The sequence below is a fragment of the Ectopseudomonas toyotomiensis genome (genome assembly GCF_017167985.1).
In the GTDB taxonomy this organism is placed as follows: Bacteria; Pseudomonadota; Gammaproteobacteria; order Pseudomonadales; family Pseudomonadaceae; genus Aquipseudomonas; species Aquipseudomonas toyotomiensis.
The window spans coordinates 3,567,929-3,591,937 of sequence record NZ_CP070505.1 but is presented as its reverse complement, the minus strand read 5'-3'; the positions used below and the strand labels follow the sequence as shown (position 1 = coordinate 3,591,937).

Genomic DNA, 24,009 nt, shown 5'->3' with positions numbered 1-24,009 from the left:
GTGGATGCGCTCCAGAACGCTGCGCCGTCAGTGACGGCGCATGGAAACTCTGTTACTCGACCAGGCCGAACTCGCGACCCAGCTTGCGGTACTCCGCGACCTGACTCTTGACCAGCGCATCCAGCTCCGGTCCGGTCACGTAGTAAGGCAGTACATCGCGGTCGGCCAGGTAGGCCTGGAAGTCGCTGGAAGCGGCGAGCTTGGCGAAACGCTCCTGCCACCAGGCCACGTCCTCCTCTTTCACGTCAGGGCCGAGGAAGTAACCACGGATCAGCGGCCACTGAATCTCGTAGCCCTGCTCACGTGCGGTGGGGATCGAAGCCAGATCACCGCCCAGACGCTCCTCGCTGAAGATCGCCAGGGTGCGAATCTTGTTGCCCTGCTGCGCGCGAATCTCGCTGGCGCTGCCGGTGACCAGGTCCACATGACCGCCCATCAGCGCCATGTAGTGCTCGGCACCACCTTCGAACGCCGCATAACGCAGCTCGCGCGGATCGACACCCGCGGCGCGGGCCAACAGGGCGATTTTCACCCAGCCCTGGCCGCCGACACTGCCGCCGCCACCAACCACGATGCTTTTCGGGTCTTTCTTCAGCGCCTGCACCACGTCATCGAGGTTCTTGTAGGGCGAATCGTCACGTACCGCCAGGGTGCCGTAATCGTTGCCGACGGTGGCCAGCCACTTCACCGCGGTCTCGTCGAAACGACCGTATTTGCCCAGGGCCAGGTTAAGCAGCGAGGCGCCGGAAAAGGCCACCAAGGTGCCGGGTTCGGCACGGCGGTTGGCGGCAATCGAGTTGTAGGCCACGGCGCCGATGCCACCAGGCATGTAGGTCACACGCATCGGCGACTTGAGCAGGCCTTCATCCTTGAAACCAGCCTGGGCCAGCTTGCAGGTCAGGTCGAAACCGCCGCCTGGTTTGCTCGGGGCGATGCACTCCGGACGGGAGGGTTCACCAGCCAGTACTGAGCCACTGGCAAGCAATACGGCGAGGGACAGCGGCAGAATGCGGCGGAGAAAGCAGGTGATCATGATGGGTTCCTCTTATTGGTCTTGTATGTACAGCCGATGCATTACCAGAGCGGCACGATATAACTCAGGATCAGGCGATCCTCGTCCAGGTCGCGGACGAAGCTTGAGCGGTAGGTGGCGTTTCTCCAGGTCACCTTGAGATTCTTTAACGGGCCATCGCTGAAGGCGTAGGCGATATCGGTGTTGCGCTCCCACTCACGGCCCTCGCCGCTCGCCAGATCGACCTGGTCACCGCGCACGTAACGGGTCATGAAGGTCAGGCCAGGGACGCCGACCTTGGCAAAGTCGAAGTCGTAGCGCAGTTGCCAGGAACGCTGGTCGGGGCCAGCGAAATCGTTGATCTGCAGGAAGTTGGTCAGGTAAGGCGTGGCGCCGTTGACGTAGGTGAAGCCATCGTCACCCAGCATCTTCTGGTAAGCCAGGCCCAGGGAGTGGCCTGCGACGCTGTAGGTGAACATGGCGTTGATGACCTGGTTGTCGATGTCGCCCACCAGTTTCCGTCCGGCCTCGGTGTTGTTGAAGTAGCGCAGGTCGCTTTTCAGCTTGCCGGCGCCCAGCGCCAGATTGTGCTGCATGCCAAGGAAGTGCTGGCGATAGACGTCGCTCAGTTCGGCGTAGTGATAACTGGCAAGCAACTGCGGGCTGATCGCATAGTCGACACCGCCGAAGCGCAACCCATCACTTTCCGGGCTGCCGCCGAAACGGCCGTTCTTGTTGTTCAGCGTCAGCTTGTCGGAGCCGGAGACATTACGCTGCACCACGCGGTCGATCTCACCCAGGGTGAAGGTGGCGCGTTCGAGATCCTTGCTCTGCAGCTGCCAGCCTTCGAACACCTGTGGCAGCAGGCGCGAGTTGCTGTACTGCAGGTAAGGCATCTTCGGTAGCAAGGTGCCCACGCGCAGCTGGCTCTCGGCGAAACGTACCTTGCCGGTCACGCCGAGCTTGCTGTAGTCGTCCTCGGGGCGATTCTTGCTGTCGCGCGGCAACAGGTCGGTGCCGCTGCGATCGGGCGAGGAGTCGAGCTTGATGCCCAGCATGCCGATGGCATCGAGGCCGAAACCCACGGTGCCCTGGGTGTAGCCGGATTCCAGGTTGAGAATGAAGCCCTGCGCCCATTCTTCGCGTTTGTTCTGCCCGGCATTCTCGCGAAAGTCGCGGTTGAGGTAGAAGTTGCGCAGCTCCAGGCTGGCCTTGCTGTCTTCGATGAAACCGGCAGCGCTGGCACCGACGGCAGGCAGCGCCATGACCGTCATACCGATGACGGAGCAACTGAGGGATTTTTTTCTTGTCATTGTGGTGGCCCTGGGGGTGTGGTTGTGGTGAAGCGAAATCAGCTGCCGGTGCGCCTCAGGCTGGGGATGTACACCTCACCCGAGAACAGGCGACGGGCCGTGCGCACCAACGAGGCGCGCAGGTTCTCGGGGTTGCCATCTGCGGCAGGCTGCAGGGAAACCTCGATCTGCCCGCCCGGATGCTCCAGGCGTACCAGCGCCTCGCCTTCGATAGGCGCGACGTCGTGGGCGACGCTGCCGGGCAGCGCGCAGGCCGTGGCCAGGCCGATGGCACCAGTGGCGGCGACCGAGCGGTGGCAGGTATGCGGCATGAAATAGCGCACGCTCAGCGTGCCGCCGTGGCGTGCAGGCGCCAGCAGTACCGGCTTGGGGATGACCATCTGCGACACGTCGCCGAGGCCCATGGCCAAGCCGGCCTGCAGACGGATGCGTTCCAGGCGCTGGAGAAACGTGCTGTCGGCGTCCAGCTCGGCGGGCGACTCGTAGCCGGTCTTGCCCAGTGCCTCGGCATGCATCAGCACCATCGGCATGGCCATGTCGATGCAGGTGGCGACGACGCCATCGAACTCGTCACGTACGCGGCCGGTGGGCAGCAGGCGGCCGGTCTTGGCACCAGCGGCGTTGAGGAAGGTCAGCTTGATCGGCGCGGCCGTGCCGGGCACGCCGTCGATGGCGGTGTCGCCGTCATAGCGCACGCGACCGCCCGGGGTCATCACGTCGGAATCGACGAAGGTGTTGGTATTGAGGTTGCGGATGCGCACCCGGGTCATCGGCGAGCCGGCATTGACCAGGCCGTGCTCGATGGCGAAAGGGCCGATGGCGCAGAGCATGTTGCCGCAGTTGGGCGCGGTGTCGACGCGGCGCTGGGTGACCATGACCTGCACGAAGAGGTAGTCGACATCGGCGTCCGGATGCGGCGAGCGGCTGACGATCGCCACCTTGCTGGTCTGCGGGCTGCCGCCGCCGATACCATCGATTTCCAGCTCGTGGCCCGATCCCATCAGGCTGAGCAATACCTCGTCGCGCTGTTGCGGGTCCGTGGGCAGGTGGTTAGCCAGAAAGACCGGCCCTTTCGAAGTACCGCCTCGCATGAGTACACAAGGTACCGTCCGCATGATGCCTCCAACGCAATAAAACCAATGATTGTTGCTTTGCGTCGATTATGAGGAGCGGATATTTATTCTGTAAAATGCATATATTTCGATATTTATTCCATTTTACGCATTAATGCGTGTGTGTATTTCCTCGCTTGCCAGTGCTGAACCGAAAGACTAGGGTTCATTGCTAACTTTCAAACAAAAATACGCACGACTGATAACCCAAGCGCATGAATTACGAACTGCAAGACATCCGCGCTTTCGTGAAAATTGCCGAATTCGGCAACTTTCACGAGGCCGCCAACGCCATCCATCTGTCGCAGCCGGCGCTGACCCGACGCATGCAGAAGCTGGAAGAAAGCCTCGGTATCCAGTTGCTGGACCGCACCACGCGCCGCGTCAGCCTGACCGCCGTGGGCCGGGATTTTCTGCCCAAGGCGCAGCGCCTGCTGGACGATTTCGAGCGTTCTATCCTCGGCATCCGCGAGCTGGCCGAGCGCCAGTCCGGCCAGGTCACCCTCGCCTGCATCCCGACCGCAGCCTTCTACTTTCTGCCGACGGTGATCCGCGCCTTCAACCTGCAGTACCCGAAGATCCGCATCCGTATCCTCGACCTCAGCGCCCATGAAGGGCTGGAAGCAGTGATTCGCGGCGAGGCGGATTTCGGCATCAACATGCAGAGCGGGCAGAGCGCAGAAATCGACTTCACCCCGCTGGTCAACGAACCCTTCGTACTCGCCTGCCGGCGCGATCATCCCCTGGCCAAGCAGCCGGAAGTGGCCTGGCGCGAGCTCAGCGACTACCGCCTGATCGGCGTCGGCCGCCTCAGTGGCAACCGCGTGCTGCTCGATCACGGCCTGGCCCATCTCGACTGGCGCCCAAGCTGGTTCTACGAGGTGCAACACCTGTCCACCTCACTCGGCATGGTCGAGGCCGGCCTGGGCATCGCCGCCCTCCCCAGCCTGGCGATGCCGGCCGAGGATCATCCGATCCTGGTCAGTCGCCCGCTGGTCGATCCGGTGATCAGCCGTACCCTGGGTCTGGTGCGCCGTCGCGGCTCTTCACTGTCGCCGGCGGCCGAACAGTTCGTCGAAACCCTGTTGCGGCAATGGCCGAGCTACACCTCCATTGGCACCAGCAATCCCGCCGAACTCGAAAGCTGAGCTATCGCCAGGGCCGGCGCCATGGAGGCCGCCGGTCCGACGCGCTTTCATCAGCAACCAGCGAGCAAGACAGGCCGCCGAAAACCCGGATAATGGCGGCCATTTTGTTTCGCTCGCTGGTATTGCCCCATGGAAATCAAGGTCAACTTTCTCGACAACCTTCGCCTCGAAGCCAAGTTCGATGACTTCACGGTGATCGCCGATCAGCCGATCCGCTACAAGGGCGACGGCTCGGCGCCGGGGCCGTTCGACTATTTCCTGGCCTCCTCGGCGCTGTGCGCGGCGTACTTCGTCAAGCTGTACTGCCAGACCCGCGACATTCCCACCGAGAACATCCGCCTGTCGCAGAACAACATCGTCGATCCGGAGAACCGCTACGCGCAGATCTTCAAGATCCAGGTCGAGCTGCCAGCGGACATCTCCGAGAAGGATCGCCAGGGCATCCTGCGCTCCATCGACCGCTGCACGGTGAAGAAGGTGGTGCAGCAGGGCCCCGAGTTCATCATCGAGGAAGTGAAAAACCTCGACGCCGATGCCCAGGCGCTGCTGATGCCGGTGAGTGACACCACCACCTACATCCCGGGCAAGGACCTGCCGCTGGAGCAGACCATCGCCAACATGTCGGGCATCCTCGCCGAGCTGGGGATGAAGATCGAGATCGCCTCCTGGCGCAACATCGTGCCCAACATCTGGTCGCTGCACATTCGCGATGCGCAGTCGAACCTGTGCTTCACCAACGGCAAGGGTGCGAGCAAGGAAAGCGCCCTGGCCTCGGCCCTGGGCGAGTTCATCGAGCGGCTGAACTGCAACTTCTTCTACAACGATCAATTCTGGGGCGAGGACATCGCCAGCGCCGAGTTCGTCCACTACCCCAACGAGCGCTGGTTCAAGCCAGGCCCGAAGGACGCGCTGCCCGAGGAGATCCTCGATGAGCACTGCCGGGCCATCTTCGATCCGGACGGCGAGCTGCGCGCCTCGCACCTGTTCGACACCAACTCGGGCAACACCGCGCGCGGCATCTGCTCCCTGCCCTTCGTGCGCCAGAGCGATGGCCAGACGGTGTATTTCCCGTCCAACCTGATCGAGAACCTGTACCTGTCCAACGGCATGAGCGCTGGCAATACCCTGGCTGAAGCCCAGGTGCAATGCCTGTCGGAAATCTTCGAGCGGGCGGTCAAGCGCGAGATTCTGGAGAACGAGCTGTGCCTGCCGGACGTGCCGCAGGACGTGCTGGCCAAGTACCCGACCATCGTCGCCGGCATCCAGGGTCTGGAGGAGCAAGGCTTTCCGGTACTGGTCAAGGATGCCTCGCTCGGTGGCGAATTCCCGGTGATGTGCGTGACCCTGATGAACCCGCGCACCGGCGGCGTGTTCGCCTCCTTCGGCGCGCACCCGAGCCTGGAAGTGGCGCTGGAGCGCAGCCTCACCGAACTGCTCCAGGGCCGCAGCTTCGAAGGGCTCAACGACCTGCCGCAGCCGACCTTCGACAGCCTGGCGCTGACCGAGCCGAACAACTTCGTCGAGCACTTCATCGACTCCAGCGGCGTGGTGTCCTGGCGCTTCTTCGGCGCCACGCCGGATTTCGACTTCGTCGAGTGGGATTTCTCCGGCGAGGGCAGCGACTCCAACGAGCAGGAAGCCGCAACCCTGTTCGGCATCCTCGAGGACATGGGCAAGGAAGTCTACGTGGCCACCTATGACGACCTCGGCGCCAACGCCTGCCGCATCCTGGTGCCGGGTTATTCGGAGATCTACCCGGTCGAGGATCTGATCTGGGACAACACCAACAAGGCGCTGCTGTTCCGCAAGGACATCCTCAACCTGCACGCCCTGAGCGACCGCGAACTGAAGTCGCTGCTGCGCAACCTCAACAACACCGAGGTCGACGACTACACCGACATCACCACGCTGATCGGCATCGAGTTCGACGACAACACGGTGTGGGGCCAACTGACCATCCTCGAGCTGAAGCTGTTGATCAACCTGGCGCTGAAGAAATACGACGACGCCAAGGAGCTGGTCGAGGCCTTCCTGCAGTACAACGACAACACCGTCGAACGCGGCCTGTTCTACCAGGCGGTCAACGCCGTGCTGGAAATCCAGCTGGACGATGAGCTGGAGCTGACCGACTACGAACACAACCTGCGGCGCATGTTCGGCAACGAGCGCATGGACGCGGTGATCGGCTCAGTAAACGGCAGCGTGCGCTTCCACGGCCTGACGCCGACCAGCATGAAGCTGGAAGGGCTGGACAAGCACCTGCGCCTGATCGACAGCTACAAGAAGCTGCACGCGGCCCGCGCCAGGGCCGCGGGGCTGGCCGGCTGAGCATGGCCAGCGAGCGCCTAACTCAAAGAGTCGCCGCGCTGATGCTAGCCGCCGGCTACAGCCGCCGCTTCGGCGGCGACAAGCGGCGTGCGACACTGGCCGACGGCCGCTCGCTACTGGCGGCCAGCCTGACCCTGCCCTGCTCGATGCTCGAAGAGGTCTGGCTGATGCTGCGCCCGGACGAAGCGCCAACGGGAATGGACCTGCCAACTGGCGTACGAGTCGTACAAAACGCGGCGAGCGCCCAGGGTATGGGCCACAGCCTCGCCGCTGGCGCTGAGCGTCTACTGGCTGAATCCAACGCTGATGCCGTGGCGATCTTTCTCGCCGATATGCCGGCGATTCATCGGGACAGCCTGGAAACCCTGATCGCCCACTCCAGCGCGAACAACATCGTACTGCCCAGCTATCGGGGCAAACGCGGCCATCCGGTGCTGTTCGGCCGCGATTTCTGGCCGCAGCTCGCTACGCTGAGCGGCGATGTCGGCGCCAGACCGGTGCTGCAGCAGAACCCCAACGCCGTGCGCATCGTGGAACTGGACGACCCTGGCGTACTGCAGGACATAGACACCCCGGCAGACCTGTCTCAGCTCTAGGTCCTCCAAGGGGTTCACTCGCCACAACGCAGGCGGCGGGTTTCACCCGCCCTACTGCCCAGCCTGATGCAGCAGCACCTCACTCAACGCCTGCGCCGCGCTGGAAAGTTGATGCCCGGCCTGATGCAGCAGGCCGACACGACGCGATACCTGTGGCTCGCTGAGCGGCAGGCAGCACGCGCCGAGCTCTTCCATCTGCTGCCGGCACAGTTGCGGTACGGCGCTGACGCCAAGGCCTTCGGCAACCATACGCCCGACCGTCACCAACTGGTGGCTCTCGAACGCCACCGGCAGCTTGCCGTGACGCGCGGTGACGCTGTCTTCCAGCAGCAGGCGTACCGCCGAGGGGCGTTGCAGGGTGATGAAGGGCTGCTCCAGCAACTGTGCCCAGGTCAGCGCTTCGTGGTCGGCAAGATTGCTGGCTGCCGGCACCACGGCAACGAAACGGTCCTCGTACAGCGGGGTGAACTGCAGGCCATCGAGGGTCGCCGGCTCGAAGGCGATGCCCAGCTCGACGCGACCGTCGCGCACCATCTCCATCACCTGTTCGTTGATCACGTCGTGCACCGCCACGTTGACCCGTGGGTAGGCGTCACGAAAGGCGCGTAGCGCCGCCGGCAGGCGGTTGCCGGCGAACGACGGCATGGCCGCTACCGCCACCTTGCCCATCTGCAAAGTGAAGTGCTGGCGCAGCAGGTCCTCGGCGTTGTCCCAGTCGGCCAGCAAGCGCACGGCAATCGGCAGCAGCGTCTCGCCCTCGGGCGTCAGCGCCACGCTGCGGGTGGTGCGCACCAGTAACTGGCCGCCAAGCGATTGCTCCAGGTTCTTGATCGCCAGGCTCAGTGCCGGCTGCGACAGGTGCAGGCGCTCGCAGGCCTGGGCGAAGCTCAGGCTCTGTGCCACGGCGAGAAAGGCGCGTAGCTGCTTGACGGTCATTGATTTATTTACCTGATCAATCAAGAGGAAAAACAAACTTAACAAATAAGCTCGCAGCACTGAAGCTTGACCGCAGCCTGGCAGTGCTCCTGCCCCATAACGACAAAAGAGAGGCAGCCTCGAATGAGCGGACTCGACAAACGCGTCGGCAGCTATGAAGAAGCCCTGCACGGCCTGCAGGACGGCATGACCGTACTGGCCGGCGGTTTCGGCCTGTGCGGCATCCCCGAGAATCTGATTGCAGAGATCCGCCGCCGTGGCGTGCGCGACCTCACCGTGGTGTCCAACAATTGCGGCGTCGACGGTTTCGGCCTCGGCGTGCTACTGGAGGACCGGCAGATCCGCAAGATGATCGCCTCCTACGTCGGCGAAAACGCCCTGTTCGAGCAGCAACTGCTCTCCGGCGAACTGGAAGTCGAACTCACCCCGCAAGGCACCCTGGCCGAGAAGCTGCGCGCCGGCGGCGCCGGTATCCCTGCCTTCTTCACCGCCACCGGCTACGGCACCCCGGTTGCCGAAGGCAAGGAGGCGCGCGAGATCAACGGCCGCCACTACATCCTCGAACCGGCCATCACCGGCGACTTCGCCATCGTAAAAGGCTGGAAGGCCGACCATTTCGGCAACGTGGTCTACCGCCACACCGCGCAGAACTTCAACCCGGTGGTCGCCACTGCCGGGCGCATCACCGTGGTCGAGGTCGAGGAGATCGTCGAGCCCGGTGAACTCGACCCCACGCAGATTCACACGCCCGGTATCTACGTCGACCGGCTGATCTGCGGCAGCTTCGAGAAACGCATCGAAAAACGCACCCTGCGCGCCTGAGGAGAGACCAGCATGGCACTGACCCGTGAACAAATGGCCCAGCGCGTGGCCCGCGAACTGCAGGACGGTTTCTACGTCAACCTCGGCATCGGCATCCCTACCCTGGTGGCCAACTACGTGCCCGAAGGCATGCAGGTGATGCTGCAGTCGGAGAACGGCCTGCTCGGCATGGGCGCCTTCCCCACCGAAGACGAAGTGGACGCCGACATGATCAACGCCGGCAAGCAGACGGTCACCGCGATCAAGGGCGCGGCGATCTTCGACTCGTCGCAATCCTTCGCCATGATCCGTGGCGGCCATGTCGACCTGACCGTGCTCGGCGCCTTCGAGGTGGACGTGCGCGGCAACATCGCCTCGTGGATGATCCCCGGCAAGCTGGTCAAGGGCATGGGCGGCGCCATGGACCTGGTGGCCGGCGCCGATAACATCATCGTCACCATGACCCATGCCTCCAAGGACGGCGAATCCAAGCTGTTGGAGCATTGCAGCCTGCCGCTGACCGGCTGTGGCTGCATTCGCAAGGTGCTGACCGACCTGGCCTACCTGGAGATCGAAGACAACGCCTTCATCCTGCGCGAGCGCGCACCGGGCGTCAGCGTCGAGGAAATCGTCGCCAAGACCGCCGGCAAGCTGATCGTTCCCGAACACGTACCGGAAATGAGCTTCTAAGTTGTCTACCGTTCTGTAGGCGCCACCACGCACGGCGCCTACGGAACGTTTTTTAGCTATGTCCTACACACTGTAGGAGCGGATTCATCCGCGAAGCTTTTTCCGCTCTACCGCGCCAAGAGGATTCCCCATGCAAGACGTCGTCATCGTTGCCGCAACCCGCACCGCCATCGGCAGCTTCCAGGGCAGCCTGGCCGATATTCCCGCGCCGGAACTCGGCGCCATCGTCATCAAGCGCCTGCTGGAACAGACCGGCCTCGACGCGGCCCAGGTCGATGAAGTCATCCTCGGCCAGGTACTTACCGCAGGCTCCGGCCAGAACCCCGCACGCCAGGCCGCCATCCGCGCCGGCCTGCCCCATGCCGTACCGGCCATGACCCTGAACAAGGTCTGCGGCTCGGGCCTCAAGGCCCTGCACCTGGCTGCCCAGGCCATTCGCTGCGGCGACGCCGAGGTCATCATCGCCGGCGGCATGGAGAACATGAGCCTGGCCCCCTACGTGCTGCCCAAGGCGCGCACCGGCCTGCGCATGGGTCATGCACAGATGCTCGACAGCATGATCGTCGACGGCCTGTGGGACGCCTTCAACGACTACCACATGGGCATCACTGCCGAGAACCTGGTGGAGAAATACGGCATCAGCCGCGAAGCCCAGGACGCCTTCGCCGCCGAGTCGCAGCAGAAGGCCGTGGCTGCCATCGAAGCCGGTCGCTTCGACGCCGAGATCACTCCAGTGCTGATCCCGCAGCGCAAAGGCGACCCCGACGCCTTCGCCCGTGACGAGCAGCCGCGTGCCGGCACCACCGCCGAATCCCTGGCCAAGCTCAAACCCGCATTCAAGAAGGATGGCAGCGTTACCGCCGGCAACGCCTCCAGCCTCAACGACGGCGCCGCTGCCGTGCTGCTGATGAGCGCAGCCAAGGCGCAGGCGTTGGGTCTGCCCGTGCTGGCGAAGATCAAAGGCTATGCCAACGCCGGTGTCGACCCGGCGATCATGGGCATCGCCCCGGTTTCCGCCACCCGCCGTTGCCTGGACAAGGCCGGCTGGAGCCTGGCCGATCTGGACCTGATCGAGGCCAACGAGGCCTTCGCGGCCCAGGCGCTGTCGGTCGGCCAGGAGTTGGGCTGGGATGCAGACAAGGTCAACGTCAATGGCGGCGCCATCGCCCTCGGCCACCCCATCGGCGCCTCGGGCTGCCGCGTGCTGGTGACCCTGCTTCACGAGATGATCCGTCGCGACGCGAAGAAAGGCCTGGCGACTCTGTGCATTGGCGGTGGCCAGGGCGTGGCACTGGCCATCGAGCGCTAATGAGGATCACGTCAGGTGGATTGCGCTTCACCGCTGTGCTGGATGTAAGAAGCGACATCCACCCTACAAGCTGAATCACCGTAGCCCGGATTACCTCCGGGCTACACCAACCAGCTCGGCCTCGGCCGGGCTTTGTAGTATCCAGTGCAAATCAGAGGCGTAACCAACCTCGAATGCCTGGTTAAAGCCCTTACACAACCATAAGAAAGAGGCATCACCCCATGTTCAACACCCTCACCCGCATGAGCGTGAGCCTGGTACAGAAGTACCTGCCCTCACCGTTCGTGTTCTCTGCGCTCCTGACCCTGGGAGTTCTACTGGCTGGTATCTTCTCTACCGGCCAATCGCTACCGGCCATGGTGCAGCACTGGAGCGGCGGTTTCTGGACGCTGCTCGGCTTCGCCATGCAGATGTCGCTGATCTTCGTCACCGGCCACGCCCTGGCCAGCGCACCGATCATCAATCGCCAACTCGACCGTCTGGCCGGACTGGCACGCACACCCGGTCAGGCGATCATCATGGTCACCCTGGTGGCGCTGGTCGGTTGCTGGGTCAACTGGGGCTTCGGCCTGGTGATCGGCGCGGTGTTCGCCCGCGCCCTGGCACGCAAGGTCGATGGCGTCGACTACCCGCTGCTGGTGGCCTCGGCCTACTCGGGCTTCCTGGTCTGGCACGGCGGTCTGGCCGGCTCGATTCCGCTGTCCATGGCCACCGGAGGCCCGGATCTAGCGCGCATCACTGCAGGCGTGCTGACCGATCCGGTGAGCATCACCGAGACCCTGTTCAGCCCGTTGAACCTGACCATCGTGGCCCTGCTGTTCATCGGCCTGCCGCTGCTCAACCGCGCCATGCACCCGCGTCAGGGCGCCAAGGTCGCCGACCCGGCCAAACTGGTGGAATCGCGTGCAGAGCTGCCGGCTCGTGAAACCCCGGCGCAGCGCCTGGACGACAGCCGTATCCTCGGTCTGGCACTGGTGGCCATGGCCGGTATCTACCTGTTCAACCACTTCGCCACCAAGGGCTTCGTGCTTGGCCTCGACGTGGTCATCGCCATCTTCCTGTTCAGCGGTCTGCTGATGCACGGCACCCCGGAGCGCTACATGCGCGCGGTGGACGAGAGCGTGCGCGGCATCGGCGGCATCGTCCTGCTGTTCCCCTTCTACGCCGGGATCATGGGCATGATGATGGGCGCCAACGCCGACGGCATCTCCCTTGGCAGGCAGATCACCGAAGCGTTCATCTCCTGGTCCTCGGCTGACACCTTCCCGCTGCTGGCCTTCCTCAGCGCTGGTGTGGTCAACGTCTTCGTGCCGTCCGGTGGTGGCCAGTGGGCCGTGCAAGGCCCGATCATGCTGCCGGCTGCTCAGGCACTGGGCGTCTCGCCGACCGTTACCGCCATGGCGATTGCCTGGGGCGACGCCTGGACCAACATGATCCAGCCGTTCTGGGCACTGCCGCTGCTGGGTATCGTCGGCCTCGGCGCACGCGACATCATGGGCTACTGCCTGATCATGCTGCTGTACTCGGGCGTGGTGATCTGCGGCGCGTTCTACTTCCTCGGCTGACCAGGCAGCGAGGCCTTGCAGGGTGGGCTGGGCGGGGATCCGCTTCAACCCACGCTGACTAACCCAGGTGGGCTAAAGCGGATCGCCGCCCGGCCCACCCTACTGGCCGAACGTTCACCTTTTTACCCTCTCGCGATCAACTCCCTGTGAAGCCTCGCGAGCTAGAGCGATGCAAGGCAGAAGGAGGCGAGCAACGGTCGGAGTCGCGGGCGACTGTACTTTTGTACATGAGCATTGCGAGCTTGCTTCTAACGCAGCAGCGCCGACGCGCAGCAAGCTGTGCCTAACTCAATCCCCCATCAGCCCCTGCGCCTTGGCCATGGCCACCGCCTGGGTGCGTCTTTGCACGCCGAGTTTGACGTTGATCCGCCGCGCATGGGTCTTGACCGTGTGCAGCGAGATGAACAGACGATCGGCGATTTCCTGATTGGAACAACCCTGCGCGATCAACTGCAGCACCGCCAGCTCCCTCGAGCTGAGTAGCGCAGTACCGGCACTGGCCGGCTCATCCAAGCGCGGCGCCGGATCGAACAGGCGCTGATGCAGGCTCTGCCCAGCCTCACTCGGCAACAGGCGCTCGAGCCACTGCGCCTGACGCTGTTGCAGCTCCTGCAATGGCCGCAGCAGGCGCAGCTGTCGCGCCTCACCAAGCGCCTGCTGCAACAGGTTATCTGCCTGCTCCACCTCGTCCTGCATGAGCAGCGCTTCGGCCAGACTGACTCGACATTCGCAGGCCAGGCTGCGATGCCCGGCGAGCTGGCATTCCTCCAGCAGCAGGCGCAGAGCATGCTCAGCGGCAGCGTGGTGGCCGAGCAACAGGTCGCTCAGCGCCAGGTAGCGACGCAAGCGCGGCAACAGATCGTAGAACTCGGAAGGCGCCAGTTGCTGGCGTTGCTGCAACTGCTGCAGGGTCTGGGCGAACAGCTCACGCGCACGCCCGGTCTGCCCCTGACGCAGCAGCAGGCGGCCGGCCTGTAACTGCAGCACACAGCGGTAACGCACCTCCGGCACATGCGACCACTGCATCGTCCGCTCGGCCCGCTGCAACCACTGATGCGCCTCGTCCAGATCGCCACGGCTTTCCGCCAGTTCCAGCATGCCGAGGTAGCCGGAAATGATGTAGGCATCCTCGCAGTGCTCGGCCTCCTGCAGCCCCAGGCGATATGCCTGCTGCGCAGCATCGTCGAGGCCCTGGCGGGCCAGCAGGCTGGCCCGCACCAATAACAGGCGAGCGACCACCGGGCTATGGTTGAAGCGTTCGCTTAGCAGCGCCAGGGACTGTTCGGCGAGTTCCGCGGCGCGCCCGGCCTCGCCACGCATCTGCAGCAGCAGGCAGTGATCGGTATTGAGCAAAGCCTCGAAAATCAGGCTGCCATTGAGCCGCGCCAGGCGCAGGCCCTGATCCAGCGCCTGCTTGGCCTGGTCCAGCGCATGTTCGGCCATATGCTGCTGGGCCAGCGCCTGATAACAGAGCACGCGCTGCGACCAGCTGCCCTCGTCCAGCATCTGCAGGGCCTGTTCGCAGTGCATCCGGGCATCGCGGCGCCCGCACTGGCGCGCCAACACGCCCGTCAATGCCTGCCAATGGGCGATCAGTTTGCGCTGGCGGCGCTCATCCGGTTGCGGCATGAAATGCGCCAAGCCCTGGATGCAGTCGGCCGCTTCATCGAAACGGGCACAGATAATCAGGGCCCAGGCCTGCAGCACGATCAACCGCGGCGAGCTGGCAAACAGCCAGGCCGGCAGTTCTTCGCGCCATTGCAGGAACTGCGCGACAGAGTGCCCCTGCAGCAATTGCTCCTGGCTGAACCGTTGCAGGTAGTTGACCGCGACCTCGACCTGCCCTGCCAGCAGGGCGTGTTCGACGGCCTCGCGAATATCGCCGTGCTGAGCGAACCACTGGCAGGCGCGCACATGGATCGGGGCCGGCGCCGGCGCACCCGGCAGAAGACGCAATACCTCGGCCAGCGGTCGCCACAGGCGGAACCAGGTGCCGCTGCTGTCGAGACTGCGCACGAACAGCTGTCGTCGTTGCAGTTCGCCGAGCAGCTCACTGCCTGGGCCCTCCAGCAGATGCTCGCAGAGCGACCGGGAAAAACGCGGCAACAAGGCCAGTGCATGCAGATCGCTGCGCAGCTCTTCGTCCAGATCGGCCAGCACCTCGCGCTGTACGTAATCGCGCAGCAGCGGGCAACCAGCCTGCAAACGCTGACGTAGCGCATCCTCGTCGACGTCGAGCAGCAGCAGACGAATCGCCGCCAGCCAGCCTTCGCTGCTGTCCAGCAGAGCCTGCCGCACGTCTTGCGCCAGCGTCACCTGCAGCGCCGCCAACAGTTCATTCAGTGCCGCGTCATCCAGCGCCAGCTCTTCGCCCTTGAGCTCCAGCAAATCGCCCTGCAGCAACAGACGCGGCAGGTTCCAGGCCGGTGTGCGGCGACTGGCGACCCACCAGGTAACCTGCTGCGGCGCCGCAGCGAACAACCGGTCGAGGCAGGCATCGAGCTCATCGTCAATCTGTCGCGGGTAGTCGTCGATAAAGATCCACAAGCGCCCCGCGCGCTCATGCAGCCGATCGATCAGCCCCGCTTCACCGCCATCGTCGAACGGCAACTGCATGGCTGCGGCCAGTCGCTTGCACAGCTGCGTCGGCGTCAGGCTGCGGCCACCGAGATCGAGCCATACACGCTCGACGGCGGCTGGTGTGTGGCGTGCACACTGGCCGAGCAGCACACTCTTGCCGGTACCGGCAGGCGCGCACAGCAAGCGCAGTCGCGACTCGCTGGCGAGCAGGCGCTGCAGCAGGGCTGGACGGGAAACCACACAGGGTGGCAGTCGTGGTAGATCGGCAGGTTGCACCTGCAACGCACTCGGACGGGCGATGGCAAGGGTAGGCATGGCAGCGGTTCTCTCTGCTTGTCATTGTTGAACCACCAGACGATGGTACCCCGCTTACCGCGTGCGACCACCCCTTGGCGCTTATGGCGCGAGATTCACGTGAAAGAGGCGCACAGAAAAAAGCCGGCGGCGCACAAGGCGACACCGGCTTGCTTCGAGTTGCTTAGTGCTCAGCGCACGCCGGCGTTACGCAGGGCTGCCGGAGTGAAGTCCTTGGCCGAGGCCTGGGTACCGTACTGGATCGACATCTTCTCCTCGTTGGCCATGCCGACGGCGACGTAGCGACCGGCGATGACGTCGTACAGTGCTTCCAGGGCGTAGACCGGGATCTTCTGCGCGTAGTGCTGCAGCAGCATGGCCTCGCCGACACGCCAGAGCTGGCCGCGACCGTCATAGTGCTCGGACAGGGCGATCTGCCAGGAGTCCTCGTCGACATAGAAGCGGCGCTTGGCGTAGATATTGCGCTCACCGGACTTCAGCGTCGCCTCCACTTCCCACACACGGTGCAGCTCGTAGCGGGTCAGGTCCTGGTTGATGTGCCCGGCCTTGAGGATGTCGGCGTACTTCACGCTCGGCAGCGCCAGGCGGTAGTTGTTGTAGGGGATGAACAGCTCGCGCTTGCCCACCAGCTTCCAGTCGTAGCGATCCGGGGCGCCGTTGAACATGTCGAAGTTGTCCGAAGTACGCAGACCGTCCGACGCGGTGCCCGGGCCATCATAGGCCACCTGCGGCGCACGCCGTACGCGACGCTGACCGGCGTTGTACAGCCAGGCCATGCGCGGCTCGGCCACCTGGTCGAGCGAGTCGTGCACCAGCAGCACGTTGCCGGCCAGACGCGCCGGCGCGGTGACTCGCTGCTTGAAGAACAGCAGTGCGTTTTCCGCCTTGGCCGGATCGATATCTGGGATGTTGTCCGGGAAGGCCACTTCATCCTCGAAGTTCACCAGGGTGTAGGAGCCGTTGGTCTGCGGCGAGGCCTGCACGATGCTGCGCTTGAGGTTGCCACCGCGGTAACGGGTGATGTGGTTCCACACCACCTCAAGGCCGTTCTGCGGAATCGGGAAGGCGTAATAGCGGCTGTCGGTGAAGCCGGTCAGACCGTTGCCGCCATCACGCAGGCCGGTCTTCAGCGCGCTGGTTTTGGCCGCAGCGTTGATCGCATCCGGCACCACCGTGCTGCGGTGCGTCGGGTACACCGGCATGCGATAGCTTTCCGGATAGCGCGCGAACATCGCCAGTTGCCCGGCCGACAACTGGTCGCGGTACTGCTCCAGGTTCTGCGCGGTGATGGTGAACAGCGGCTGCTCGCCAGCGAAAGGGTCACTGAGAAAACCGCGTGCATCGACCTGCCCGGCATTGCTGGCCAGACCGCCCGTCCAGGCGGGGATGGTGCCAGCTGCGTTGCCGGCCATCTCGCCGCCCAGCGGGGTCAAACTGGTACCGAGCTTGGCTGCTTCCTGCTCGCTGACCGCGGCCAGCACACCGCTGGCCAGCAGGCTCAGGGACAGCGCGCCGAGCATCTTCAGGGTTGTATTCATCTGCATTCCTCAACTGATCCTGTTGGCCTAGAAGCTCACGCCGAAGCTGAGCGCCAGGAAGTCGCGGTCGACCGCGGTGTTGTACTCGCCACCGAAGAAGTCGGTGTACGAGAGGCTGGCTGTATAGGTGTTGCGGTAGTCGGCATCGACCCCGAAACTCACCGCCTTGGCACCCTCGTTGAAAAGGCCGTTGGGGCCATAGCCGTCGACGTCATGCGACCAGGAGACGTTCGGCTTGAGGTTCACCCCGGCGAACACGTTGCTGTACTCCCAGATACCGCGCACCCGGTAGCCCCAGGAGGTGCTGGTGACGAAGCCGTGAGTGTCGCCACGAAATCCGTAGGCACCGAACAGCGAATCACGGCCGTAGCGCAGGTCTTCACGGCTCTCCAGCCCACCGACATGGGCCATGCCGATTTCGCCCACCAGGGTGAAGCGCCCGGCGCCCATCACCTGATCGAAGAAATGGGTGAAGGTGGTCTGTACCTGGGTGACTTCCTTGCGCCGGTAGCCGACGTTGTCCTGCCCTGGGCCGGCCACGACAGGGGCAGTTGCTCCATTGGTGATCGGGTTGAGCAAACTCAGGGTCATGTCGGTGGTGTTGATCTGCAGCGGCAGGTTCGGCCGGTAGCTGATCTCGCCCGCCCAGGCCGTGCCGGTGGGCAGCGTGGTGGAGAAGCTCAGGCCGTAGAGACGGATGTCCTCCGGATACTCCAGGTAATAGCGGCCATTGCCGAGCATCACGCTCTGCGCCAGGCCCTGGCCACTGCCAGGTGCAATAGCATTTGCCGCCGTGATGATCCCCAACAACGAATCCAGCGTCGCCTGCCCGGCGTTCTGCGTGCTGACGATGGGCGTGCGGCTGTGGTAGTTCATGAAGTAGGCGCCGTACTCGGTCTCGTCACCGAGCCAGCGCAGGGCCAGGCCCCACTGGCCGCTATCACGCGCATCACGATCACCGGCACGCGGCAGGATCACCCCTTCGCTGTCGACGCGAAAGCCCTGCCCGAACGCGGCGGCAATCGGCTGCAGCGGCGCGATGGCCGGCGAGCCGATGTGGTAGCCGTTGTCGCAGCCATCGGCGGCCACATCGGCGGTGGAGAAGAAGGTGCCGCAGTTGTCGATGATGGTCTGGTCCCACTCCAACTGGTAGAAGGCCTCCATGCTCAACTGATCGGTCAGGCTCTGCGACAGGTAGAGCATGTTCACCGGAATCAGACCCTCCTTGATCTCCGCACCTGGGCGGCGGAAGGCGGCCACGTCGATCGGGTTGATAGCGTTGATGCTGTTGCCGATGAAGGTGCTCTCGCCCCAGCTCACCACCTGCTTGCCGACCCGCACCGTGCCAGGCAGATCGCCAATGGCGTAGTTGTGGTAGAGGAAGGCATCGAGAATTTCCGCCCCCGAAGACTTGGCGCCCTCCTTGCGATTGCTGTCGTCGATATCCTTGAACAGGCGGCTTTCATCCTTGAGTTCGAAGTCGTACCAGTACTTGCCGCGCACGAACACGCCGGTATCACGGTACTTCAGCTCGAGATCGTGGATGCCCTTGAAGATCTTCGAGAAGGTCTCGCCCTTCTTGAAATTCAAGCGCCCATCGTCACCAGTCTGCGCCTGGCCCTGGCCGCCGTTGTTGGGGCCGATCAGATCGCGATCCGGACTGCGCATCGACCAGCTGGCGCCGACCGACAGCGAGCTGTCGAACTGCCCTTCGATCTCACCGATATTGAAGTTGACGGCCTGTGCCGGTGCGACAAAACCGACGGCGACGGCCAAAGCCAAGGTGTGCGGCTGGAATAGTCCGGGCCCTGTTGTTCTTGTCATGCGGGTCTCCTGAAGTGGGGTGCAACTGCAGGGAACCCTACGCAGCGACCACACCTCGGATAAGCGCACCAAGGAGGGATTTCATCTGTCGCCCGAAAGGATGAATGGCGCCCTGGCGCGGGGCGCAGGCCGCGCCACTCAGCCTGCTGAATGACGGGGTATCAGGAAGGTGGGGAACTTTTTATCGGCAGACCGTGCTGCCCAATGCGCCACGGCTCTGAACTGTAGGAGCGGCGCACCACCGCGAACAAGGGCCGCGAAGCCCGGACAGCTCCGCCACCAGGCAGGGCCGTAACGAAAGCCGCCCGGAGCGCCTAATCCGATCGCCATCGACAGAGCCCGGAATCGGGCTCTGCCTGGTCGATCAGTTGCTGCTGGCCGCCAGTTCGCGCAACAGGACCTCGTGGAACAGCACCGGCGCTTCGACCTGCGGCGAATGGCCCAGCTCCGGCCACTCCACCAGCTTCGCGTCGGGGATCGCCTCGGCGGTCTTGCGTCCCAGTTCCGGGTAGTTGCCAAGGCGCTCGGCGACATCGGCAGGCGCGCGGTTGGCGCCCGGCGCGGTGCGATCCTTACCACCGATCAGCAACAGGGTCGGCGCCTTGATATTGGCGAACTCATGCACCACCGGCTGAGTGAACAGCATCTCTGCCGTCTGCGCCTGGTTCCAGGCGACGACCTCCTTGCCCGGCCCGCTGTACATGCCGTTGAGCATGTCCACCCAGCGGTCGTACTCGGGCTTCCACACACCGTTGTAGTAGAACTTCAGCTGGTAGTTCTTGATGCCGTCGTAGGAGGTCTTCAACTCACCTTCGTAGAGCTGGTCGACCGTCATGTAGGGCACGCCCTCCGCCTGCCAGTCCTCCAGACCGATAGGGTTGACCAGCACCAGTTTCTCGACGCGCGAGGCATGGCTCAGGGCATAACGCGCGGCCAGCATGCCGCCCATTGAATGACCGATCACCGTAGCCTTCTCCACACCCAACGACTCCAGCAGCGCGTCAGTATTGCTGGCCAGTTGGCCGAAGCTGAACTGATAGCCACGCGGCTTGCTCGAGCTGCAGAAACCGATCTGATCCGGCGCGATCACTCGGTAGCCGGCATCGCTCAGGGTCTTGATGGTCGCCTCCCAGGTGGCGCCGCAGAAATTCTTGCCATGCAGCAACACCGCCGTGCGGCCATTGGCCTGGCCGGCTGGCTTCACGTCCATGAAGCCCATCGACAGATCCTGCTGCTGCGAACTGAATTCGAAGCGCTGGATCGGGTGGGGGTACTCGAAACCTTCCAACTGAGGGCCATACCCCGCCTGCGGCGAAGCCTGGAGCGCGGAGAGGGGAAGAAGGCTGGCGGAAAGTGTCGCGATGAGCAGGGTTTTCGTCACGGGCGCATTCCTGTATCGGGTTCAATGCTGAACGCCCGCTACGACCAGACGCAGGCGTAAAGAAGCGATCGACTATAGCAACCGACCTCCACCGCTAAGGCAGCAATGCATTGCAGGATATGACCGAAAACCTTGAGATAGAGCCTTTCAACGTTGCTCATGGCTCCGAGCGGATCGCTCAGGCGTTCAGCGCCAGCGATCGAGCAGATTCACCGCCAGCCGGTCCAGCCAGCCCCACAGGCGCTGTTGCGCTCGGCGCCACCAGGGGCGCTGGTGCCAATCATCGAGGGTGATCTCGCGGCTGACGCCAAAGTCCTCGATGAAGCTGGCCGTCACTGCCCGGGTAAAATCCGGGTCCAGCGCCTCGACATTGGCGTCGAGGTTGAAACGCAGGTTCCAGTGGTCGAAGTTGCACGAGCCGACGCTGACCCAATCGTCCACCAGCACCATCTTCAGGTGCAGAAAACGTGGCTGGTATTCGAAGATGCGCACCCCGGCCCTGAGCAACTTGGGGTAGTAGCGCTGCCCGGCAAAACGCACCGGCGGATGATCAGTGTTGCGCCCGGCCAGCAGCAGGCGCACCTCGACACCGCGCGCCGCAGCGCGGCGCAGGGCGCGGCGGATTTTCCAGGTCGGCAGGAAATAAGGAGTGGCCAGCCAGACGCGCTGCTTGGCGCCCTTCAGCGCGCGCAACAGCGACAGCAGAATGTCGCGATGCTGCGCCGCATCGGCATAGGCCACGCGCCCCAGACCAACGCCGGCCGGCGGGCATTCAGGCAGGCTCAGCGGTATCGGCTGATAACTCGGGCGCCAGGAAAAGCGCGCCAGCCACAGTTGCTCGAACAGCTGCTGCCAGTCGCCCACCAGCGGCCCTTCGATTTCCACCATGGCTTCGTGCCAGGGACTCCGAAGCTCGTCTGGCAGCCAGAACTCATCGGTGGAGCCGGTGCCGCCAACATAGGCCAGGCGCTGGTCCACCAGCAGCAGCTTGCGGTGATCGCGATGAAAGTTGCGGATACCCCGCCGCCAGCGCACCGGGTTGTACCAGCGCAGTTGCACACCGGCGGTCTGCATGCGCTCACGTAACGCGATGCCCAGGCCTGCCGCACCGTAGGCATCGAACAGACCACGAACCCTCACCCCACGCTCAGCCGCTCGGCACAGCGCGTCGACCAGACGCTCGCTGCAGCTGCCGTCCTCGATCAGATAAAGCTCGATTTCCACCTGCTGCTGGGCGCCCTCGATGGCTGCCAGCATACGCGGGAAAAACACCGGCCCGTCCAGCAGCAATTCGAAGCGATTGCCGCCTCGCCAGGGAAAGATGCTGCCGCGCGCATGCACGCTCAACGCGCCGTGAAGATCAGCACGGCGCCCACCGGCACCGACAGGCTGATGGCCGGCAGTTCGGCGATTTTACGCAGCGCCTCGACGCCGCTGGCCAGGGCGAAATCTTCGGCGTGCAGCACCAGCGGCGCCAGGGTCACCACCTGGAAGCGGCGATCATCCAGCCGCGTCACCAACAGTTCGCTGTGCAGCTCGCGCGTGCGCTCGTTGAGGGTCAGTTGCAGGGGCAAGCGCAACTCCAGCTGCGCCCCGGGTGCCAGGTCGGTGAGTTGCGGCAGGTTGACCTGTGCGCTGATGCGCGCCTCGGGCAGACGCGAAGTATCGAACAGCATGGTGCGCAGGCGCTCGTCACGCAGCGGGATACCGGTGCTCAGCGAGTCAAGATCCACGCGCAGGCGCGCGCGACCATCGGCCGCGATCTGCCCGTGCAGGGTGAGAAAGCGATGCACCTCCGACTGACTGCCGGAATGGGTGGAGATGAACGACAGCCGCGAGGACTCGTTGTCCAGATACCAGTCGGCGTGAACGGGCAAGGCAGCGGCAAGCAACAGGGCGAGAAGCGAACGGCGCATGAGAACTCGAAAAACGGCATGACCAGGCGGCAACGATAGTCGCCAGCGCGAGCCTTGCAAAGCCCGGCGCCCACAGCACCATAGGGCGGGTGCAACCCGCCGCATCCGAGGTGGCGGGTTTCACCCGCCCTACTTGCTCGGCAACAACTGACAACCCTGCCGCTCGCTCAGCCAGGCCGCGCTGTGAGTGCGGCCCAGCCCGGTGGCGGTGACGCGTTTGGCGCCTTCGTCATCGAGCAGGCTGCTGATCGGCACATACTGCCTCACATAGCCTTCACAGTAGGCCGCCGGGTTGCCGCTGACGTAGCGGCAGGAGCAGTACTCCTTGGCCGTATAGGCGCCGATGATGTCGGGGAAGGCGGCCAGATGGGCGCGATTAGGCCAGGCCCAGGCCAGCAGCAGGACCAACAGTAGCACCAGCGCGCTGCGGATCGGATGGCGACGAATCATGGCTGCACCTCTTCGGCGAAGGCCGCACGCACCCGTTTGAGCATCTCGTTGTGCTGGAAGCTGCCGTCGCGGTCATCGGCGTAACGCACCACCAGCAGGTTTTCTTGTGGCATCACGTACAGCCCCTGCCCCCAATGCCCGAGCGCAGCGATGGTATCGGCCGGTGCATCCGGCCAGGGCCGCGTGCTGCCTGGCAGTTCGGCGTTGAGCCACCAATGCCCGCCTGGCACGGCATCACCCGGCTTGGCCAACTGCGGCTGGTAGCCAGCGAAAGGCGTGGATACGAAATCGACCCAGGCAGCCGGCAGCAACTGGCGCTCGCCCCAGCGACCGCCGCGCTGCATCAGCAGGCCGACACGGGCCAGGTCGCGCGCGCTCAGGTAGGCATAGGACGACGCGACGAAGGTGCCGCTGGCATCGCGCTCCCAGGTCGCGCTGGTGATACCCAGCGGCTCGAACAGCGCTGTCCAGGGATAGTCAGCGTAAGCCTGCTCGCCGACCATGCCGCGCAACGCGGCAGCCAGCACGTTGCTGTCGCCACTGGAATAACGAAAGCGCGTGCCCGGCACGGCGTCCGCCGCATGCTCGGCGGTGAAGGCCGCCATGTCGGTGCGGCCGCGGGTGTAGAGCATGGCCACCACCGAGGATTTCAGCGGCGCATACTCGTAATCCTCTTCCCAGGCCAGGCCCGAGGCCCAGTTGAGCAAGTGACCGATCTTGATCTGCGGATGCTCGGCCATCGCCGGGTAGTACTGCGCGGCCGGTGCATCGAGCTTGAAGCGCCCCTCGCCGTAAGCGACGCCGAGGGTGGTGGCGAGCAGGCTCTTGGCCATCGACCAGGTCAGGTGCGCGGTCCGCGCCGTGGTTGGTTCGGCGTAGCGCTCGTAAACGATCTGCCCGTCGCGTATCACCAGCAGCGCATCGGTACGCACGCCCGTGCGTTCGACGTCATCGCGTTCCGGAAAGGCATACTGTTCGAGCTCGGCCAACGCGGCGCTCTCGACGCGGGGTTGGCTCTGCCAGTCGGGTTGCGGCCAGTTCTGCGCCTGGGCGGTGCTGGCAGCCAGGCTGAAACCGAGCGCCAGGCTCAATCGACGAAGCAAGGAAATAGGCATGGGCGGCCTCGATCAGAAATCGTGGCGCACCCTAGCATGGCCATGATGACGGCTTGAAGCGACGAAAACGCCATCTCTCA

At 64.2% G+C, this 24,009-nt stretch carries 19 protein-coding genes; 7 read left to right on the top strand and 12 right to left on the bottom strand.

The window, feature by feature from the left end:
• Positions 1–52: 52 nt before the first annotated feature.
• Genes JWV26_RS16475 through JWV26_RS16465 form a run of 3 tightly spaced genes read right to left on the bottom strand, consistent with a single transcriptional unit; the run spans position 53 to position 3,440 of the window.
• Positions 53–1,033: a Bug family tripartite tricarboxylate transporter substrate binding protein gene (locus JWV26_RS16475; protein WP_093049009.1), complete on the bottom strand. Its 981-nt coding sequence runs from the start codon at positions 1,031–1,033 to the stop codon at positions 53–55.
• A gap of 41 nt (positions 1,034–1,074) precedes the next feature.
• Positions 1,075–2,325: an OprD family porin gene (locus JWV26_RS16470; protein WP_206417355.1), complete on the bottom strand. Its 1,251-nt coding sequence runs from the start codon at positions 2,323–2,325 to the stop codon at positions 1,075–1,077.
• A 38-nt stretch (positions 2,326–2,363) separates the two neighbouring features.
• Entirely contained in the window at positions 2,364–3,440 is a 1,077-nt protein-coding gene (locus tag JWV26_RS16465) for a 4-oxalomesaconate tautomerase (RefSeq protein WP_079784428.1), read from the bottom strand.
• A gap of 212 nt (positions 3,441–3,652) precedes the next feature.
• Between JWV26_RS16465 and JWV26_RS16460 the strand changes: the two genes are divergently transcribed.
• From JWV26_RS16460 to JWV26_RS16450, 3 genes are all read left to right on the top strand, one after another.
• A complete protein-coding gene (locus JWV26_RS16460) occupies positions 3,653–4,585 on the top strand; it encodes a LysR family transcriptional regulator (RefSeq protein ID WP_021488248.1) in 933 nt (310 codons plus the stop codon).
• Positions 4,586–4,714: 129 nt separating this feature from the next.
• Entirely contained in the window at positions 4,715–6,913 is a 2,199-nt protein-coding gene (locus tag JWV26_RS16455; RefSeq protein WP_206417354.1) for an OsmC domain/YcaO domain-containing protein, read from the top strand.
• Between the two features lie 2 nt (positions 6,914–6,915).
• Positions 6,916–7,509, top strand: a complete 594-nt coding sequence (locus JWV26_RS16450) for a nucleotidyltransferase family protein (RefSeq protein ID WP_206417353.1) — start codon at positions 6,916–6,918, stop codon at positions 7,507–7,509.
• A 51-nt stretch (positions 7,510–7,560) separates the two neighbouring features.
• Here JWV26_RS16450 and JWV26_RS16445 read toward each other — a convergent pair whose 3' ends face one another.
• A complete protein-coding gene (locus JWV26_RS16445; RefSeq protein ID WP_196456813.1) occupies positions 7,561–8,445 on the bottom strand; it encodes a LysR family transcriptional regulator in 885 nt (294 codons plus the stop codon).
• Positions 8,446–8,568: 123 nt separating this feature from the next.
• On the opposite strand from JWV26_RS16445, the gene JWV26_RS16440 reads away from it, so the two are divergent.
• From JWV26_RS16440 to JWV26_RS16425, 4 genes are all read left to right on the top strand, one after another.
• Complete coding sequence (locus JWV26_RS16440) at positions 8,569–9,267, top strand: CoA transferase subunit A (RefSeq protein ID WP_206417352.1); 699 nt, start codon at positions 8,569–8,571, stop codon at positions 9,265–9,267.
• Between the two features lie 12 nt (positions 9,268–9,279).
• On the top strand, positions 9,280–9,936 hold the full coding sequence (locus JWV26_RS16435; protein ID WP_100548368.1) for a CoA transferase subunit B: 657 nt from the start codon (positions 9,280–9,282) through the stop codon (positions 9,934–9,936).
• 130 nt (positions 9,937–10,066) lie between these two features.
• Positions 10,067–11,245 (top strand): acetyl-CoA C-acetyltransferase, encoded by a 1,179-nt coding sequence (locus JWV26_RS16430; protein ID WP_206417351.1) that lies wholly within the window; start codon positions 10,067–10,069, stop codon positions 11,243–11,245.
• Between the two features lie 221 nt (positions 11,246–11,466).
• Complete coding sequence (locus JWV26_RS16425) at positions 11,467–12,810, top strand: short-chain fatty acid transporter (protein ID WP_074913357.1); 1,344 nt, start codon at positions 11,467–11,469, stop codon at positions 12,808–12,810.
• Positions 12,811–13,098: 288 nt separating this feature from the next.
• On the opposite strand, the gene JWV26_RS16420 is transcribed toward JWV26_RS16425, so the two are convergent.
• The 8 genes from JWV26_RS16420 to JWV26_RS16385 form a co-directional block, all read right to left on the bottom strand.
• Entirely contained in the window at positions 13,099–15,705 is a 2,607-nt protein-coding gene (locus tag JWV26_RS16420) for a LuxR C-terminal-related transcriptional regulator (protein WP_206417350.1), read from the bottom strand.
• A gap of 170 nt (positions 15,706–15,875) precedes the next feature.
• Positions 15,876–17,243 carry a DUF1329 domain-containing protein gene (locus tag JWV26_RS16415; protein ID WP_072423740.1) on the bottom strand — a complete coding sequence of 456 codons (1,368 nt, stop codon included), beginning with the start codon at positions 17,241–17,243 and terminating at the stop codon, positions 15,876–15,878.
• A 27-nt stretch (positions 17,244–17,270) separates the two neighbouring features.
• Positions 17,271–19,067: a DUF1302 domain-containing protein gene (locus JWV26_RS16410; protein ID WP_072422894.1), complete on the bottom strand. Its 1,797-nt coding sequence runs from the start codon at positions 19,065–19,067 to the stop codon at positions 17,271–17,273.
• Positions 19,068–19,431: 364 nt separating this feature from the next.
• Complete coding sequence (locus tag JWV26_RS16405) at positions 19,432–20,448, bottom strand: alpha/beta fold hydrolase (RefSeq protein ID WP_206417349.1); 1,017 nt, start codon at positions 20,446–20,448, stop codon at positions 19,432–19,434.
• A gap of 186 nt (positions 20,449–20,634) precedes the next feature.
• Positions 20,635–21,789: a phospholipase D-like domain-containing protein gene (locus tag JWV26_RS16400; RefSeq protein ID WP_074913365.1), complete on the bottom strand. Its 1,155-nt coding sequence runs from the start codon at positions 21,787–21,789 to the stop codon at positions 20,635–20,637.
• Between the two features lie 2 nt (positions 21,790–21,791).
• On the bottom strand, positions 21,792–22,364 hold the full coding sequence (locus JWV26_RS16395; protein ID WP_074913367.1) for a YceI family protein: 573 nt from the start codon (positions 22,362–22,364) through the stop codon (positions 21,792–21,794).
• A gap of 129 nt (positions 22,365–22,493) precedes the next feature.
• Positions 22,494–22,814: an amidase gene (locus JWV26_RS16390; RefSeq protein WP_206417348.1), complete on the bottom strand. Its 321-nt coding sequence runs from the start codon at positions 22,812–22,814 to the stop codon at positions 22,494–22,496.
• Complete coding sequence (locus JWV26_RS16385; RefSeq protein WP_206417347.1) at positions 22,811–23,929, bottom strand: serine hydrolase domain-containing protein; 1,119 nt, start codon at positions 23,927–23,929, stop codon at positions 22,811–22,813. The genes JWV26_RS16390 and JWV26_RS16385 overlap by 4 nt, the downstream gene beginning before the upstream one ends.
• Between the last annotated feature and the right edge of the window lie 80 nt (positions 23,930–24,009).